This is a genomic window from Pararhizobium sp. PWRC1-1, assembly GCF_049897905.1.
Classification (GTDB): Bacteria; Pseudomonadota; Alphaproteobacteria; order Rhizobiales; family Rhizobiaceae; genus Pararhizobium.
In genome coordinates this window covers 48,158-63,159 of sequence record NZ_JAFCXE010000029.1, presented here as the reverse complement: position 1 = coordinate 63,159, position 15,002 = coordinate 48,158, and the positions used below count along the sequence as shown (strand labels likewise).

Annotated in this window: 12 protein-coding genes and 1 pseudogene; 9 read left to right on the top strand and 4 right to left on the bottom strand. The window is 56.3% G+C overall.

Annotated elements, in window-relative coordinates; translation table 11 throughout:
* Positions 1-365 precede the first annotated feature (365 nt).
* The 6 genes and pseudogenes from ACP7E0_RS30550 (at position 366) to ACP7E0_RS30525 (ending at position 6,409) form a co-directional block, all read left to right on the top strand.
* Entirely contained in the window at positions 366-1,379 is a 1,014-nt protein-coding gene (locus ACP7E0_RS30550; protein WP_426130633.1) for a UDP-glucuronic acid decarboxylase family protein, read from the top strand.
* Positions 1,379-2,365, top strand: a complete 987-nt coding sequence (gene galE, locus ACP7E0_RS30545) for a UDP-glucose 4-epimerase GalE (protein WP_426130631.1) — start codon at positions 1,379-1,381, stop codon at positions 2,363-2,365. Before ACP7E0_RS30550 ends, galE begins: the two co-directional genes overlap by 1 nt.
* Positions 2,362-4,220 (top strand): annotated as a pseudogene (locus ACP7E0_RS30540) (glycosyltransferase family 2 protein). Before galE ends, ACP7E0_RS30540 begins: the two are co-directional and overlap by 4 nt.
* On the top strand, positions 4,217-4,876 hold the full coding sequence (locus tag ACP7E0_RS30535; protein ID WP_426130585.1) for a DUF995 domain-containing protein: 660 nt from the start codon (positions 4,217-4,219) through the stop codon (positions 4,874-4,876). The pseudogene ACP7E0_RS30540 and the gene ACP7E0_RS30535 overlap by 4 nt, the downstream one beginning before the upstream one ends.
* Positions 4,873-5,832: a glycoside hydrolase family 26 protein gene (locus tag ACP7E0_RS30530; RefSeq protein WP_426130583.1), complete on the top strand. Its 960-nt coding sequence runs from the start codon at positions 4,873-4,875 to the stop codon at positions 5,830-5,832. Before ACP7E0_RS30535 ends, ACP7E0_RS30530 begins: the two co-directional genes overlap by 4 nt.
* 37 nt (positions 5,833-5,869) lie before the next feature.
* Positions 5,870-6,409 carry a DUF995 domain-containing protein gene (locus ACP7E0_RS30525; RefSeq protein WP_426130581.1) on the top strand — a complete coding sequence of 180 codons (540 nt, stop codon included), beginning with the start codon at positions 5,870-5,872 and terminating at the stop codon, positions 6,407-6,409.
* Between the two features lie 111 nt (positions 6,410-6,520).
* On the opposite strand, the gene ACP7E0_RS30520 is transcribed toward ACP7E0_RS30525, so the two are convergent.
* From ACP7E0_RS30520 to ACP7E0_RS30505, 4 genes are all read right to left on the bottom strand, one after another.
* Positions 6,521-6,865 carry a hypothetical protein gene (locus tag ACP7E0_RS30520; protein ID WP_426130579.1) on the bottom strand — a complete coding sequence of 115 codons (345 nt, stop codon included), beginning with the start codon at positions 6,863-6,865 and terminating at the stop codon, positions 6,521-6,523.
* 630 nt (positions 6,866-7,495) lie between these two features.
* The gene (locus ACP7E0_RS30515) at positions 7,496-8,353 is read right to left on the bottom strand and encodes a hypothetical protein (protein WP_426130578.1); all 858 of its coding nucleotides are present in this window, start codon (positions 8,351-8,353) and stop codon (positions 7,496-7,498) included.
* A gap of 627 nt (positions 8,354-8,980) precedes the next feature.
* On the bottom strand, positions 8,981-9,748 hold the full coding sequence (locus tag ACP7E0_RS30510; RefSeq protein WP_426130576.1) for a metallophosphoesterase: 768 nt from the start codon (positions 9,746-9,748) through the stop codon (positions 8,981-8,983).
* Between the two features lie 646 nt (positions 9,749-10,394).
* Complete coding sequence (locus ACP7E0_RS30505) at positions 10,395-10,937, bottom strand: hypothetical protein (protein ID WP_426130574.1); 543 nt, start codon at positions 10,935-10,937, stop codon at positions 10,395-10,397.
* Between the two features lie 433 nt (positions 10,938-11,370).
* Between ACP7E0_RS30505 and ACP7E0_RS30500 the strand changes: the two genes are divergently transcribed.
* From ACP7E0_RS30500 to ACP7E0_RS30490, 3 genes are read left to right on the top strand one after another with little or no spacing between them, the layout of a single operon-like run.
* Positions 11,371-12,585, top strand: a complete 1,215-nt coding sequence (locus ACP7E0_RS30500; RefSeq protein ID WP_426130572.1) for an ROK family transcriptional regulator — start codon at positions 11,371-11,373, stop codon at positions 12,583-12,585.
* Positions 12,582-13,841 (top strand): M20 family metallopeptidase, encoded by a 1,260-nt coding sequence (locus tag ACP7E0_RS30495; protein ID WP_426130570.1) that lies wholly within the window; start codon positions 12,582-12,584, stop codon positions 13,839-13,841. Before ACP7E0_RS30500 ends, ACP7E0_RS30495 begins: the two co-directional genes overlap by 4 nt.
* A 40-nt stretch (positions 13,842-13,881) precedes the next feature.
* Positions 13,882-14,937 (top strand): substrate-binding domain-containing protein, encoded by a 1,056-nt coding sequence (locus tag ACP7E0_RS30490; protein ID WP_426130568.1) that lies wholly within the window; start codon positions 13,882-13,884, stop codon positions 14,935-14,937.
* The last annotated feature ends 65 nt before the right edge of the window (positions 14,938-15,002 follow it).

The following is a 15,002-nucleotide window of genomic DNA, read 5'->3' as shown; positions in this document are numbered from 1 at the left end:
CGAATGTCCCAATAGCCGTCCTGCGACCTGCGCAGCCACTTACGCTGCGCCTTCTATCAACGCCACGCTCTATCGTTTCCTTTCACCATTCCCTCGTGCCCACCCCGTCCCGTGCAAAACATAGCTGGGAGACATATTGCATGATGTTTCATTGCAGAAATGGACGCTGTGATAAGTTTCCGGATGCGCATCTAACGACAGTTGGCGCGCAAGCAAGTATACAAGGACTAAGAAACTACGCCGATAAACAGAGCCTTGGCCTGAGTAAGTACATGACCGATGTGCTCTATTTCAGCAAAGTACAGGCACATTTTTGGGAGGGAAGATCAATGAAGAGAATGCGTCCAATACAAAACCGTCCTAGTATCAATGCGCTCTTCGGCGACGTCCGTGTCATCGGCTCGACGCAACGCGCCCGGCACATTCTCGTCACCGGTGGCGCAGGCTTTCTCGGATCGCATCTTTGCGAACGCCTTCTCAAAGCGGGCCATAAGGTCATCTGCCTTGATAATTTTTCAACTGGGCTCGAACGCAATATCCGCCATCTGCGGAATTTCGAACGCTTCAGTGTCGTAAAACACGACGTTGTTGATCCGATCAATATCGAGGTCGACGAAATCTACAATCTTGCTTGCCCGGCATCACCGCCGCATTACCAGGCCGATCCCGTGCATACAATGAAAACCTGCGTCCTCGGTGCGCTCAATCTGCTCGAACTGGCAGCACGCACCGGTGCCCGCATTTTCCAGGCCTCGACGTCAGAAGTATACGGCGATCCGCTGGTCCATCCCCAGGTTGAAGGCTATTGGGGCAATGTAAATTCCTTTGGCCCTCGCGCCTGCTATGATGAAGGCAAGCGCGGCGCCGAAACGCTCTTCTTCGATTTTCACAAGAAACATCACGTCGAAATCAAGATCGCACGCATATTCAACACCTATGGTCCGAATATGCGCCCCGATGATGGCCGTGTTGTATCAAACTTTATCGTGCAGGCGCTGAAAGGCCAGGACATCACCATTTATGGTGACGGCTCGCAGACGCGTTCATTCTGCTTCGTCAACGATCTGATTGATGGCTTTCAACAGCTGATGGCAACGGCGCCATCATTCACTGGCCCCGTCAATCTCGGCAATCCCGGTGAATTTACCATCCTGGAACTCGCAGAGCTGGTAATTCAAATGACCGGATCGCGTTCGAAGACTATTCGCAATCCATTACCGACAGATGATCCGCGCCAGCGCCGCCCGGATATTTCACTGGCTCAGCGTGAATTGGGATGGCAGCCAATGGTGCCTTTGGCCATTGGCCTCGAAAAAACGATGCATTACTTCGATCGTCTCCTGGCCGAGGAAGCACATGGACTCGCGGAGACCGCATGATGTCGCCCCGAAGAGTTCTGGTAACGGGCGGTGCTGGATATATTGGCAGTCATACTGCCAAACTCCTCCATACGAATGGCGTCGAACCGATCATTTTTGATAATCTTTCTACCGGAAATCGCTCGTCGGTACGCTGGGGACAATTCGTACACGGCGACATCCTGGATACAAGCAGCCTGACGCGGACCCTGACGCAGTATAAGCCTGACGCGGTCATTCATTTCGCCGCGTCGGCATATGTCGGAGAGTCCGTCGAGGATCCTTCGAAATATTATCGCAACAATGTCATTGGGACTCTGTCGTTGCTGGACGCCTGCCGTCATGCGGAAATCGACAAGGTCATTTTCTCGTCGAGCTGCGCTACGTACGGTGTACCGGATTGTCTTCCCATTACCGAAGCAACCCCGCAGCTGCCGATCAATCCCTACGGCAGGACAAAGCTGGTTGCCGAGCAGATTTTGCAAGACTATGCAGCTGCCTATCAGCTGAGATATGTGGCATTGCGATACTTCAATGCTTGCGGTGCCGATCCAGACGGCGAACTCGGTGAGTGGCACGATCCGGAAACACATCTGATCCCACGAGCATTGCTCGCGGCAGGAGGAAAAATTCCCCACCTTGCCGTCTTCGGTGACGACTACGAAACTGAAGATGGAACCTGTGTCAGGGACTATATTCATGTGTCGGATCTTGCCCGCGCTCACGTGCTTGCGCTTGATCATCTCATCAAGAGCGGCCAAAACCTTTCCGTCAACCTTGGAACCGGGCAGGGCTCGTCGATAGGGGAGATTCTCGGAACCATCAGCCGAATTACCAAACGCGAAGTACCGGTTGAAATGCATCCAAGGCGGGCTGGCGATCCGCCCGCACTTTATACCGATCCGGCTTTCGCACGTAGCGCACTCGGATTTTCGCCCGAATATTCGGATCTCGAGACCATCGTGCGTACCGCTGCTCCCTTCTTTGGTCTGGGGGCACCGGCATGACAAACGCGCGCTACACAGCGATGGAAAGAGCCGAACCGTCGAACGTTCCGGTCCTCACAGGTTATCGGCGAAAGGAATATCTCGCCGGCGCAGTTGTGTGGCTGGCATTGCTTATCTATTTCTGGGCCTGGTGGTTGAGGCCGGAGCATTATACTGGCTTTTGGGGCTTTTCCCTGGTCACAGCCGTCCTGGCCTGGGTGACCCTGCTGCCAGCATACTTCATCGCAATATTCTATCGCGCGCAGAAGCCGAGCGGACCGCTTCGTTTGCCCGTGGACAGCCGTGTCGCCATGGTTGTAACCAAGGCACCGTCCGAGCCCTATTCGATCGTTGCCACCACACTAAAGGCTATGCTTGCTCAGGAGTTTCCCCACGACACGTGGCTGACGAAGATCCGTCGCCGGAAACATTGAACTGGTGCAACGAGCACGGGGTCTTCGTTTCAACGCGAAAGAACAGGCCAGACTATCACCGCACGAGCTGGCCACGCCGCACGCGCTGCAAGGAAGGCAACCTTGCATTCTTCTACGATCATTTCGGTTATGACCGCTATGATTTCGTCGTGCAGCTAGATGCAGACCACGTTCCTGAACCCGGCTATCTCATTGAAATGCTGCGCCCCTTTGCCGACCCAAGCGTCGGTTATGTCTCGGCGCCGAGCATTTGTGATCGAAATGCCTCTGAGAGCTGGTCTGCACGCGGGCGCCTTTATGCCGAAGCCAGTATGCAGGGTTCGCTTCAGGCCGGTTACAATAACGGTCTCGCACCCCTCTGCATTGGATCACATTACGCTGTTCGGACAACCGCGCTGCGTGAAATAGGGGGGCTCGGACCAGAGCTTGCCGAAGATCATTCGACAACATTGATGATGAACGCATACGGGTGGCGAGGCGTACATGCGCTTGACGCGATCGCCCACGGCGACGGACCTCGCACATTTGCTGATCTCGTTACACAAGAATTTCAATGGTCGCGCAGTCTTGTCATGCTGCTTCTGCAGTATTCACCGATCTATGTTCCCCGCCTGCCGCTGAGACTGAAGTCCCAGTTTCTATTTTCGCAGCTGTGGTATCCGCTCTTTGCCCTATTCATGGCCCTGATGTTCTTCATGCCGATTGTTGCTCTCCTGCGTCATGAGAACTTCGTCGCGGTGACCTATCCGGACTTTCTTGCCCACTTTGCGCCGCTCTCCATCGCCTTGATGCTATTGGCATATCGTTGGCGTGCAAGCGGCTCGTTCCGGCCGTTCGACGCCAGGATTTTGAGCTGGGAGACGATGTTTTTCCTCTTCGCGCGCTGGCCCTGGGCCCTGGCAGGAACCGTCGCTGCTGTTCGTGACCGGATGACTGGCTCGCATGTTGATTTTCGCATCACGCCCAAGGGATCATCGGAAGTTGATCCGCTGCCTTTACGCGTTCTCGTGCCTTACGGCGTCTTGTCAATCGCGTCGGTACTACCCGTTTTGCTCGTCGAAAATGCCGGCGAAACACGCGGGTTCTATATCTTCGCGACAATCAATGCCGTCCTCTACACACTCCTGTTGGTGACGATCGTCATTCAGCATGCCCGGGAAAATGTCGTGCGCTTTCGTACAAGAACCTATCGTCCGGCGATGGCTGCGAGCCTGCTCGGTCTCATCCTGCTTCCAGGAATTGCTACCGTCAAGCACGGAAAGGAGGGACTGGAATCCCTAGCGTTCGGCACCGGCCGATTGAGCCTGTTTGAAGCGAAATACGCCGTGTCAGGCGCAGGCTTCGGCGGCGGAGATCTGCGCAAATTGACATTTAAGCCGAGATGGCTGCCGTCGAAGACCATCTTCTCAAAAGAAGGGTTCAGGGAGAGCGAAACAAAATGAAAAACTCAACAATGAGAACGGGCAACTTGAAGTCCACCACGGAGGAAAGTGCGATGACACAATCATTAAAAGTTGAAAGGAAAACGGCTGGCGCCCCCCGGTCGTTGTGCTGGCCATTGCTCATCTCATGCTGTCTGTCGGCCGTCACACTCGCCGATGTTTCACTAGCAAGTGAAGGTCTTGTTCCATCAGCAGCGGCCCGGCCAATGACGGGTGTGGAGCTTTACAAGCTTTACCGCGACAAGTCCTGGGCCTGGTCTGATGGTGCCGGACGCTTTGACGACGAGGCACGCCGTTTCACAGCCAGAACCGGTGCTGGAAATACAGCCACCTGGGCGAAAGGACGATGGACCGTGACCGATGATGGTCGTCTGTGCCTCGATGCCCAATGGCATATGGTCTCCGGCGTTCATGCCAATAAAACCTGCTTCGCTCACAGGTTCGAACGCGGAACGATCTATCAAAGGAAGGAACCTTCCGGAGCCTGGTATATCTTCAAGCACGCTGTTCCCACTGAAACTGACGAGTTCGTAAAGCTTACAGCCGAACATCTCGTGTCCCCGGACTTGGCGACGATAACAACGCATCTCGACGATCAGAAACGACTAGCCGGCAATACCTTGCCGAAAGTTGCTTGCAGGAGGAAATCGCAATGACCAATAACAAAACACGAACAGCAATTGCCGTCTCTCTAACAACCTTGTTCCTGGCGGGCACAGTCCTGGCGGCGAGCATTCCTCGCGGCATACCAGCAAAGGCAACCACCCACCGGGGCCAGGTTGCCGATAAACGGCCGATCATTGGCGCGGGTTCCGTCATATTCGGTGCGTATGATCCGCATGGTGACTTTATTGATGACGCGAACTCCAAGATCGAACATCTTTTCCTTCCTTGGGAAGATGTCGATCTGTCATCACTGTCAGCGGCCGATGAATATGCCCTGCAACGCGGGCGCAAACTGTTGATAACAGTGGAACCGTGGTCGTGGTCTGTGGATTGGCGGTCGACATCGGAGGAACTTCTGCAGGGCATTCTGTCCGGCAGATATGATCGCAACATGGCTACTGTCTGCTCCGCGGCGGCAGCGCTCAAGAGCCCTGTAACCATTCGCTGGGCACAAGAAATGGACGAGACGGACAATCAGTTCACCTGGTCGCATTGGAGCCCTGCCAACTACGTGGCTGCCTATCGGCGGATAGTGAATGTATGCCGCGAACATAACAAGTCGGCCAATTACATGTGGTCACCCAAAGGAAATCCCGGCCTGGCCGCGTTCTATCCGGGGGACGACGTCGTCGATATCATCGGTCTTTCGGTGTTCGGCCTCCAAAAGTACGACAGGGATAATTTTGGAGGAGAAAGGACATTCGCGCAGGCCCTCGCGCCCGGATACCGGCAGGTCGAACGCTTCGAAAAGCCTGTCGTCGTGGCCGAGCTCGGCTATGAAGGCGATTCTGCCTACGTTCATGACTGGGCTGAGAACGCCGCCAAACGATATCCGGAATTTCCAAAGCTCACGGCTGTTGTCTATTTCAACGACAAGGAGGTCTATCCTTGGCCAAAACCTTACGGGCTCCCCAACTGGCGGGTCGTCAGCGAAGTTACAAACTAGACGGGCGCAGCAAAGACCCGGATCAGGAGGAATGCAAATGACTGGATTTGGAACACTAATGCTTCTGGGCGCCATTGCCGGCGCTGTGAGCACACTTTCGTCCGGCGCTGAGGCAGCGCAAAGCAAAATGACGAAGCCGCCGGCTGATTCAACGCCGCTGACCAGCGAGGAACTGTTCAAGCTTTACAACAATCGATCCTGGATATGGAAAGATGGCGCCGGCTATTTTGCAGTCAAGCAACGCCAGTTCAATGCCTGGACAGGAGAGGGCAAGGGGGCATACGGCCTCGGGCGCTGGTTCCTTACCGATCCTGGAAAGCTCTGCTTCAAGGCAATGTGGTACGCAAAGGCAGGCAATGCCCCAGCCTTGACCTGCTTCAGTCATCGCAAGAAGGGCAATGTAGTCTTTCAGAAGCGTGAACCGAACGGGGAGTGGTATGCATTCAAAACAGCTCCGGCGAGCCTCAGCGATGAATACCGCAAGGTGCGACCTATGTTACTGCGCGGTTCGATCGAATGCGTACAAGATTGTCACAATAGATCAGAGCGAAGGCATGCCGCCATATGGTTGGTCTGAATGGATTTCAAGCCAAGCCGACAGTTCGGCTTGAAATCCCTATTTTGTTATGCCTTGGGCCTTGTGCTATCCGCTTTGGAACGCTCTGACTCATCTGCAATGCATAGGCAGTCATCTTGCAAAGCAGCTTGAGGTACGACCAAAACCACTTGGCGTGCAGATATAGGGGGCCCGGCCAAGGTACCTTGCTTTTACAACGGTTTCAGAAATCACCTCGACGTTTTTAGTGGCTTTCCTTGTCGTGTTTCCTTTTAGAGGGCTTGAATAACCGAATCCTATCGAACGCGATTGTCCCTTCGCCATTTCTGTTGGCGTTACAGCACAAGAGGAAACAGCGACAACCAAAGTAGCTGTCAGCACAGCTCTCGTCAGATTTTCTATATGTTTCACTCCGCCACCTGCTTGCTTGCATTTTTTTATAACCGAAGAAATGCGGGTCTTATATTCATTAATCATCTTTAGACGCTCCCCATCTTGAATGTATAGGAGTTTTACTCTGAGGTACATTTCAGTGCATTTAAGCGAACAGATACAATTGGAACGAATCAAAAAATTGATACCCTGCGCAACCGCGCCATGGGCTAGTACTCCTCGACAGGACTTGACATTGCATAACGCGAAGCCAAGCCTTGAAGGCAAGCGGATCCCTATTCTCGCAACAGACGGGTTTGAAGAGAGCGAAATGTTCTTGCAAAGCTATGATGTTTAAGGCCTTGCGGTAGCAATTACGAGGAGGTGCCTTCACGGAATCGTCGCTCCCATTACGGCTGCTCGTTCAAATAGGTCTATTTTGGCTCAGGTGAGCGGGAATGCTCTGGACGAGCCTTCGGTGTGATGAACCGTAACCCTTGTCGTCGTTGAAGAACTTCACTGTACCAGTCGCCATTAACGGTTTTTCTGCATGTGGGTGAGATTGCGGTGCGCGCCGTACAGCGGCGACGCTTCCCCGGGAAGCCCGAGACGATGACGTAGTTGCGCGACGTTTCGGGCGCGTTCCGGCGGCAACCGATACTCAGTCGACAGGGAGGGCTGCGATTGCTGGATCGGAAATCTCCTGCACAGCTACGCCGGGATGGACTTGCGAGCTTAGGACTTAAAGCAGAAGCGGTTCCCGGTATCCGTGTTCAGGACGCAAAATGTGTAGACGCTATCCGTGACCGGGCGCGCCACCTTGCCGTTGATCTGAAGCTTGTCGCCAGTCTTGGTGATAATCGTCTTGTTTCCAGAGGGCCACGTGAATTCGTAACGATCGGTATTTGTCCCGTCTGCGGTCTGACCAGCATTCACTGCGACGCCGCAGGTCTGCCGGTCGAGAAGCTCTGTGGGCGAAAGAACTGTGCACGTGGCGGAAGATGCCCGAGACTCGCTCTGCGAGGTTGTAGGGGAGACCTGCCCGAGCGAAGAGATCGTCGTGTCGGGCTTAAAGGTAGCAAGCCACGGTACGGACTGGCTTCGGTGCTCGAAGTCTTTCAGCTCACATTGCCCTTGGCCGAGAAGGACATTGTACATGCCGTTGTACCCGCATCCCGACAGATAGGTTTTCCTGTCGGCTATCAAGCACCCAGCTTCGGAGTACCCGGCGTCCCCGCTTGTGACCGAATAGATCTTTCCGCCAGGGCCGTCGCTCAACAGCTTTACAACGCTGTCGCCACCATTGTTAGGCCCGAGATCCCGCTGAAGCTTTCGGAAATCAGCGGACGCGCCCATCAATCCGACCTGCCAGTGGAATGAGTTCTCGCACGCGTAATACGCCTGCTCCTGCGTCAATCCCTCGGCTTTCAGGGTGCCGAATATCTCGATCTCAAAACGGCCGGCCTTCTCCACCGTGTCGATGTAGAAGAGGTCGCTTCCGATGTGTTTGAGCATTTGCTGGACAAGGTCCGGCCGCATCATCGTCGAGTTCGACCACGGGACGTGGTTGTTCGCGAGGATCATGATTTTCATCACTTGATTCCAAGGCGGCGTCATGAGCGACGGCCAGCGCGCGTACGCTGATCATCTCGTCCAAGTCGATGTTCAGATAAGGTCGGTGGAAGCCAAGATTGCCAGCGGTGTGTAGCTTCCTGTTGACGAAATTGACTTCTGCGCCTTGGGCGATCCCCATCATGAACATGACCGCGCAGATAGAATAGCACTCGTCTCCTTCGTCGATGACGGTACCGATCCCTTTCGAATAGAAAAACTCGGCGATCTTGACGCCCTCGACCGCGCTGCCGCCGGGACTGTCGAGACAAATGGTGTCCTTGGCCGAACTTTCGTCGTCCGATCCCTTGAACGCCGACGCTCCGATTGTTTGGAGTTTTTGATAGTCGCCTTCCACGATCGCTCCCTCCAGCCTGACGACACAGGTATCCTTGGCCGACATGCTCAAGTCCGCAGCCTGAGCCGTTTGAGCTGAAAGAAGAAGCCCAACGAACACGGCGACAAGTGAAAGAATCGAACAGTTCGCGGATTTGTGCGTCATGGAAGCCCATCTGGCATAGAAGGAAAAATCACCGGACATGCTCTGTCGTCCGTCCGGTTAGCAGGATACCGAAAAATGGACGCCAGGCAAAAGCCATCTTGGCGCGCTCAGAGGCTAGCCATGAGAAGTCCAAACGGCTGAGCCGTGTCTTGGATTCCGCAGATGCCGTCGCGATCGACTGAAAGTATGAAAGACGGAGACGCTTCTTCCGACAATATTGCCGCGCAGAGAGTTCCGCTGTCGTAGGCTCCGCAGTCGAGGTTGATGCGGTTGCGGTAAACTTCAGGGAGCAGGCTCTGGGTGACGGTGTGACCATGCACCACCGTCTTGCCGAGGCGATTTTCATAGGCGACCAGCGATTTGCTGTCCCATCGGAGCGTGTATGGGTCCTGTTGTTCCATCGGTAACCCAGGAACAATTCCGGCTTGAACGAGGATGTATCCGGGAAGCTCAACGAACGCTCGGGCCGTGCGGATCATCTCGATGTGGGATTTGTATTTCGTGCTGAGAATGTCCGCAAGTTCGTCCCGGAGGTATGTGAGTCCGTCCTCGCCTCGGAATCCGTATCCATGGAAACCGTACGACGTGACGGTTGCGAGGCCCCCGTTCCAGCACCAGCTCGTGGACCGTGCGCTTCCGCCGTCGATGAACCGAAGCATAAGGTCTTCATGGTTGCCCATGATGTGCGTCGAGGCCGCGTTTCTTTTAAGCTCGCTTTCCACCATATCGAGGCAGTCTTTCGAGTCGGGTCCGCGGTCGATGATGTCGCCGAGAAAGACGACGCGTGCGCCTGAATGGTGGGCTTGGATATTTTTAAGAAGTCTCTCGAGTAGATCGGCTCGGCCGTGTATGTCGCCGACAGCAATCGTGTTCATCTGTGCCTCCTTTGCATGCGCGAATACTAGCTCGAGGGATGACGGTCGGGTTGAAGCGATGGATCAATTTTTAGACACTGCGATCGATTTTGTAAGCCGCAGTCTGCGGAGGCGGCTCGATGAATTGCGCTTCAGGATCGGCGTCCGTAAGGCGGCAATGCCGCCCGTAGTCGAAGCAACGTCAGCACCGGCGACGCACCTATGGCCGACGACAAAGTCGCCTTCCGCGGGGGGCAGAGGATATCGTGAAAAAGCATGAACGCTGACCAGACAAGTTACGCGATGGCGCGGATTGCAAAACGCGGCCTTTCTATAAGCCCAAACTTTTCAATTCAACTGGCCACTTATCGGCGACACTTAAAGTCCTGTTTCAGCTACAATTTCGAATGTGCACCAACGCATCGGGAAAACGCCGATTTCCACTCGCATGATTCTGATTTCCTAGAAACAGAAGATGAGCACCAACATTACGCTGCGTGAAGTTCCTCACGCTGCGAGCCGAAGAGGTCCGCGAATGATGGCGCCCGCCCGATCGTTGAGGGTGATCGAAGACCATCGGCAGAAGAGTGTCCGTCTTAAAGGCGGAGCCACGCGGAAGGCCGGTGCTTTCGTTCGGCATTATAGAAACCGTGGGATCGTCCAGGGCTTACCGTAAGGTAGGGGAGGTGTGAGGGGTGCTTTCAAGCGTTCTGAAATCTCGAAGTGAATGACTGATAATCTCACAAGCAGCGCGAATTTCCGAGTCCCCCACTATGTCGGCGTCACCTGTTACTATTTCGATGAAGCTGTGACTGCAGGGGGCATCCAACAGAGCGTACACAACGGCTGACTGTGCTTTCAGAAGATCGCCCAGAGTAGGTTCACGGTTGCGTCGTGCGAACTGCCGACAGACAAAAGTCACCATCACCGCCTCGTCTTCCTCCTCTCCGACTCGCTCGACATAAGCTCCGTCAACAAATGTTGCTTGATCCTGAGCGAGGCGATGATCGCCCTCAGGTCCAAAGTGCAGGTAGATTGGCTGGGCAAGCTTGAACTCGATTGGGCCATTTTCTGAGTCACCACGACCGCTAGCTAAAGGCCTTGCTCCGAAGACATCTACAATACGCCTGCCGGCGTCGGACCATCTGGCAGTCAGGCCGTTTACGGCTATCGACAGTTTGATCCTGTGGTCAAACTCAAGATTTGACATGTCGCCATACTCAAGGCGCTGGATACGGTCATGAGGACCTTTGGCTGTCGCCAGGGCTAACTTCTGGCCAGCGATAAATTCCGCGACCCTACTCGCTCTCGCATCGTACTCATTGGCTAGGGCTCTGGACCAGTAGGGGTGAAGGTTGGAAATTGATTGCTCATACAGTTCTCCTTTTGGAGAATTCTGCCGCTGGCCACGCATCAAACAAACTGGAAACGGCGCCTTTTTATCATGCTAAAAATAATGTTTTAAATCAATAATATAAGCTCAAGTTTTTACTCATGGAAAAATCTATTGGATCAAAGGGCTCGCAGGTAGGGAAGTGGAGCCAAACCTTCTGCGCAATATCAATCGGCGTGTCATTTTCCTGTTGACTCATTGAGCGCTTAGATTGATAGTTCGGTGACAGAACGAATTAATTGAGGTGACTGTGAGCGAAACCCTGCGCATCTCCCGGAAGTTTTCCCAAAGGGCCGTGATGGAGGCGATCATCCAGAACGGGCCGATATCCCGCGCCTCGATTTCCAAGCAGACGGGGCTCTCCAAGCAGACCATCTCGGAAATCGTCCGCCAGCTGGAACTGGATGACTGGGTACGCGAGACGGGGCGTACCAGTGGCCATGTCGGACGCACCGCCGTGACCTACGAACTCGTGCCGGATGCGGCCTATATCGCTGCCGTCGATCTCGGCGGCACCAAAATCAGGCTCGCCATCGCAGACCTGGCCTGCCAGGTCTTTGCCGAGGAAGTCGTTGCGACCGACCGGCGCGGCGGCCAGTTCGTCGTCGATCAGATCGCCGAGCTCTGCGCGCAGGCGGCCAGTCATCTCACTATTCCGCGTGAACGCATCCGCATGGCCGTCATCGGTGCACCTGGAGCGCCGGACGCCAAGACTGGCCGCATCGTGCTGGCGCCGAACATTGCCGATTTCGACACGATGAATGTGGCTGCCGCCTTCGAGAAAGCGCTCGGCATCGACGTGATCCTGGAAAACGACGTCAATCTGGCGGTGCTCGGTGAGAACTGGCTGGGCCAGGGGCAGGGCATCGACAATCTCGCCTTCATCGCCGTCGGGACCGGTATCGGCGGCGGCTTGATGGTTGGCGGCCAGCTGGTGCGCGGCGCGATGAATGCTGCCGGCGAACTGGGCTTTCTGCCGTTCGGCGCCGATCCTTTCGATCCAGAATCGCTGCGCACCGGTGCCTTCGAGCGCGTCACTGCCTCGATCGGTATCATGGACCATTACGCGGCAGCGTCCGGGGAGACGGCGACCGTTCCGGCGATTTTTGAGCGGGCAGCGAGTGGCGATATCCATGCCGCCGCAACCCTGGACGAGACGGCGAAATATCTGGCGCGCGGCATCAGCGCGATCGCGGCCATTGCCAATCCGGAAAAGGTGATCATGGGCGGCTCTATCGGCCTGCGCCCGGAACTGATCGAGCGCATTCGCAAATACCTGCCGGCCTGCTTTCCCTATCCCGTTGATATCGAGGCGAGCCAGCTCGGCCCCCGCGCGGCGATCGTTGGTGCTGCGGCGATCGGGCTCAGCCACCTGCACAATGCGCTGTTCGGCGCCGATGCTCCCGACAGCCGCATGTCGTTGCCGCCGGCAGAAACCGTGACCTTCAGGGAGGCCCTGCGATGAGCACGTCGAACGCCCTGACGGAAAGACTGCGCGCCGTACTCGACCGCGAGGACGCAATGGCCCTGTTGCGCGGCGCAATCGGAGCCGAGAGTATTACCGGCAACGAGGCGAATTTTGTCGTCTTTCTCGAAAGCCAGATGCGGGCGCGCAAGATCGGCGGCATCCATGTTTCCGATTTCCTGCCGGGCCGGCCGAACATTCGCGGTGAGCGCAGGGGCGATGGCAGTGGTAAGCGGCTGCTGTTCATCGGCCATACCGACACGGTGCATGTCGACGGCTGGCGGGAGCATTGGGCTGGTACCGAGCGGGAAGACCCATTTGGCGCGCCCGCTATCGACGGGCAGATCTGGGGCCGGGGGGCCGGAGATCTGAAAGCCGGGATCTGCAGTTCGCTGGCGGCGCTGAGCCTGCTCGACAAGGCCGGGATCAAACTGAAAGGCGATGTTGCCTTTGCTTTCGTTGGCGATGAGGAAAGCGGCCAGCCGGGCACCGGCGTATCCGCCGGGATCAAGGCGTATACAGCCGGCATCGAGGCCGGCGCGGTGGCGAAGCCGGATTTTACCGTCTATGTCGAGCCGACTCAGCTGGCTGTTTATCCGGCGCAGATCGGGTTCTTCATTGCCGATATCAAGATCACCGGCAAATCCGCCTATTTCGGCGTACCGGAGCTTGGGCGCGACGCACTGAAGGCGAGCCATGCGGTGATGTCGGCGCTGTGGGCGCATTCCGATGTGATCTCGGCGCGAGCCGAGCACCCGCTGATCGGGCGCGGGTTCCTGTTGATCACTGGACTTTCCGGCGGCGGTTTTATCGCGGTGCCGGAAGAGTGCACGCTGTCGCTGATCCGCAAGCTTTTGCCGGGGGAATCACTCGATGCGGCGGCGGCCGAGCTGGAAGCCGTCATTCGCGGCGCAGTGGCCGATCCGCAAGTCAAAATCGAGATTTCCTATCCGGCAGGGCGCGACCATGCCCTGGGCGGTTCCGCGGCGGAAATCGAACAGGACCTGCCGGAAGTGTCGATGCTTTGTGCGGCTGTCAGCGAGGCGATGGCCGGGCGTGGCAAGATACAGGGCGCGCCATTCTGGTCGGAATCACCGTTCTTCGTCAACCGTCTGGGTGTGCCTGCCGTCTATTGCGCGCCCGGCGATATAAGCAACTGCCACACATTCGAGGAGCATGTCGATGTCGAGGAATATCTCGCCGGGATCGTGGCGTTCGCCACCTTCATGGCGCGCTATTGCGGCATCGTGGAGTGAAAAACTGAACCATCGATAATCTGAAAAAGGGAACAGAAAGATGCTTATCAGGAATTTGTTGAATGCAGCGCTTCTGACCGGCGCAATGATCACCGCAGCCAACGCCCAGACAGTCGGCCCGGCTGGCGAAACCGCGACGCCGAGCGCCGAAATCAAGCTTTCCCAAAGCGACATCGCCAGCCTGAAGGGCAAGGGCTACAAGGCAGCTTTGCTCTGGCACACGTCGTCAGACTTCATCAATGCGGTTTCGGCCGGCGCCAAGGACGAATTCGCCAAGGCGGGCGTCGAGGTTGTGGTGACGACGGATGCAGGATTTGATGCCGCGCGCCAGCGCAGCGATATCGAGACGGCGCTGGCTGCCAAACCAAACATCATCCTCGCCTTGCCGCTCGACCCGACGACATCGGCCGAAGCCTTCCGCCAAGCCGTGACCGACGGGACCAAGCTGGTCTTTCTCTCCAACCTTCCGGCCGGCTACAAGCACGGCACCGATTATGCCGCCATCGTCACCGATGATCTGTTCCAGATGGGCAAGCAGGCGGCCGATGCGCTGGCGAAATCGATCGGCGGCAAGGGCAAGGTTGGCTACATCTTCCACGATGCCAGCTACTACGTCACCAACCAGCGCGATCAGGCCTTCAAGACGACCATCGAGAAGGACTATCCGGATATCAAGATCGTTGCCGAGCAAGGCATTTCCGATCCGGCCCGCGCCGAGGAGCTGGCCAATGCCATGCTGCTGCAGAACCCGGATCTCGACGGCATCTACGTGACCTGGGCCGAACCGGCTGAAGGTGTTCTCTCTGCTCTGCGCGGTGCTGGCAATACCAAGACAAAGGTCGTGACGCTCGATCTGTCGGAACCGGCAGCGCTCGATATGGTCAAGGGCGGCAATGTCGTAGCCCTTGTTGCCGACAAGGCCTATGAGCTTGGCCAGACGATGGCCGCCACCGGCCTGAAAGCGCTGCTTGGCCAGGAGACGCCTGCCTTCATCGTGGCCCCGGCGCTGACCGTGACCAAGGCCGATGTCTCCGAAGGCTGGAAGCAGTCGCTCAACCGCGATGCGCCGCAGTCGGTCCTTGACGCCGCCAAATGATTTGTTGCGCCGGGCCGAGCCGAGAGCCGCCTCGTGCGCACCGACCCAAGATTCTGGAGGAGTGA

Coding starts and splice junctions, on each gene's coding strand:
- ACP7E0_RS30495 (WP_426130570.1), top strand. CDS start 12,582: ATGAGCACGTCGAACGCCCTGACGGAAAGACTGCGCGCCGTACTCGAC.
- ACP7E0_RS30525 (WP_426130581.1), top strand. CDS start 5,870: ATGACTGGATTTGGAACACTAATGCTTCTGGGCGCCATTGCCGGCGCT.
- ACP7E0_RS30515 (WP_426130578.1), bottom strand. CDS start 8,353: ATGAAAATCATGATCCTCGCGAACAACCACGTCCCGTGGTCGAACTCG.
- ACP7E0_RS30505 (WP_426130574.1), bottom strand. CDS start 10,937: ATGTCAAATCTTGAGTTTGACCACAGGATCAAACTGTCGATAGCCGTA.
- ACP7E0_RS30530 (WP_426130583.1), top strand. CDS start 4,873: ATGACCAATAACAAAACACGAACAGCAATTGCCGTCTCTCTAACAACC.
- ACP7E0_RS30490 (WP_426130568.1), top strand. CDS start 13,882: ATGCTTATCAGGAATTTGTTGAATGCAGCGCTTCTGACCGGCGCAATG.
- galE (WP_426130631.1), top strand. CDS start 1,379: ATGTCGCCCCGAAGAGTTCTGGTAACGGGCGGTGCTGGATATATTGGC.
- ACP7E0_RS30510 (WP_426130576.1), bottom strand. CDS start 9,748: ATGAACACGATTGCTGTCGGCGACATACACGGCCGAGCCGATCTACTC.
- ACP7E0_RS30535 (WP_426130585.1), top strand. CDS start 4,217: ATGAAAAACTCAACAATGAGAACGGGCAACTTGAAGTCCACCACGGAG.
- ACP7E0_RS30520 (WP_426130579.1), bottom strand. CDS start 6,865: ATGATTAATGAATATAAGACCCGCATTTCTTCGGTTATAAAAAAATGC.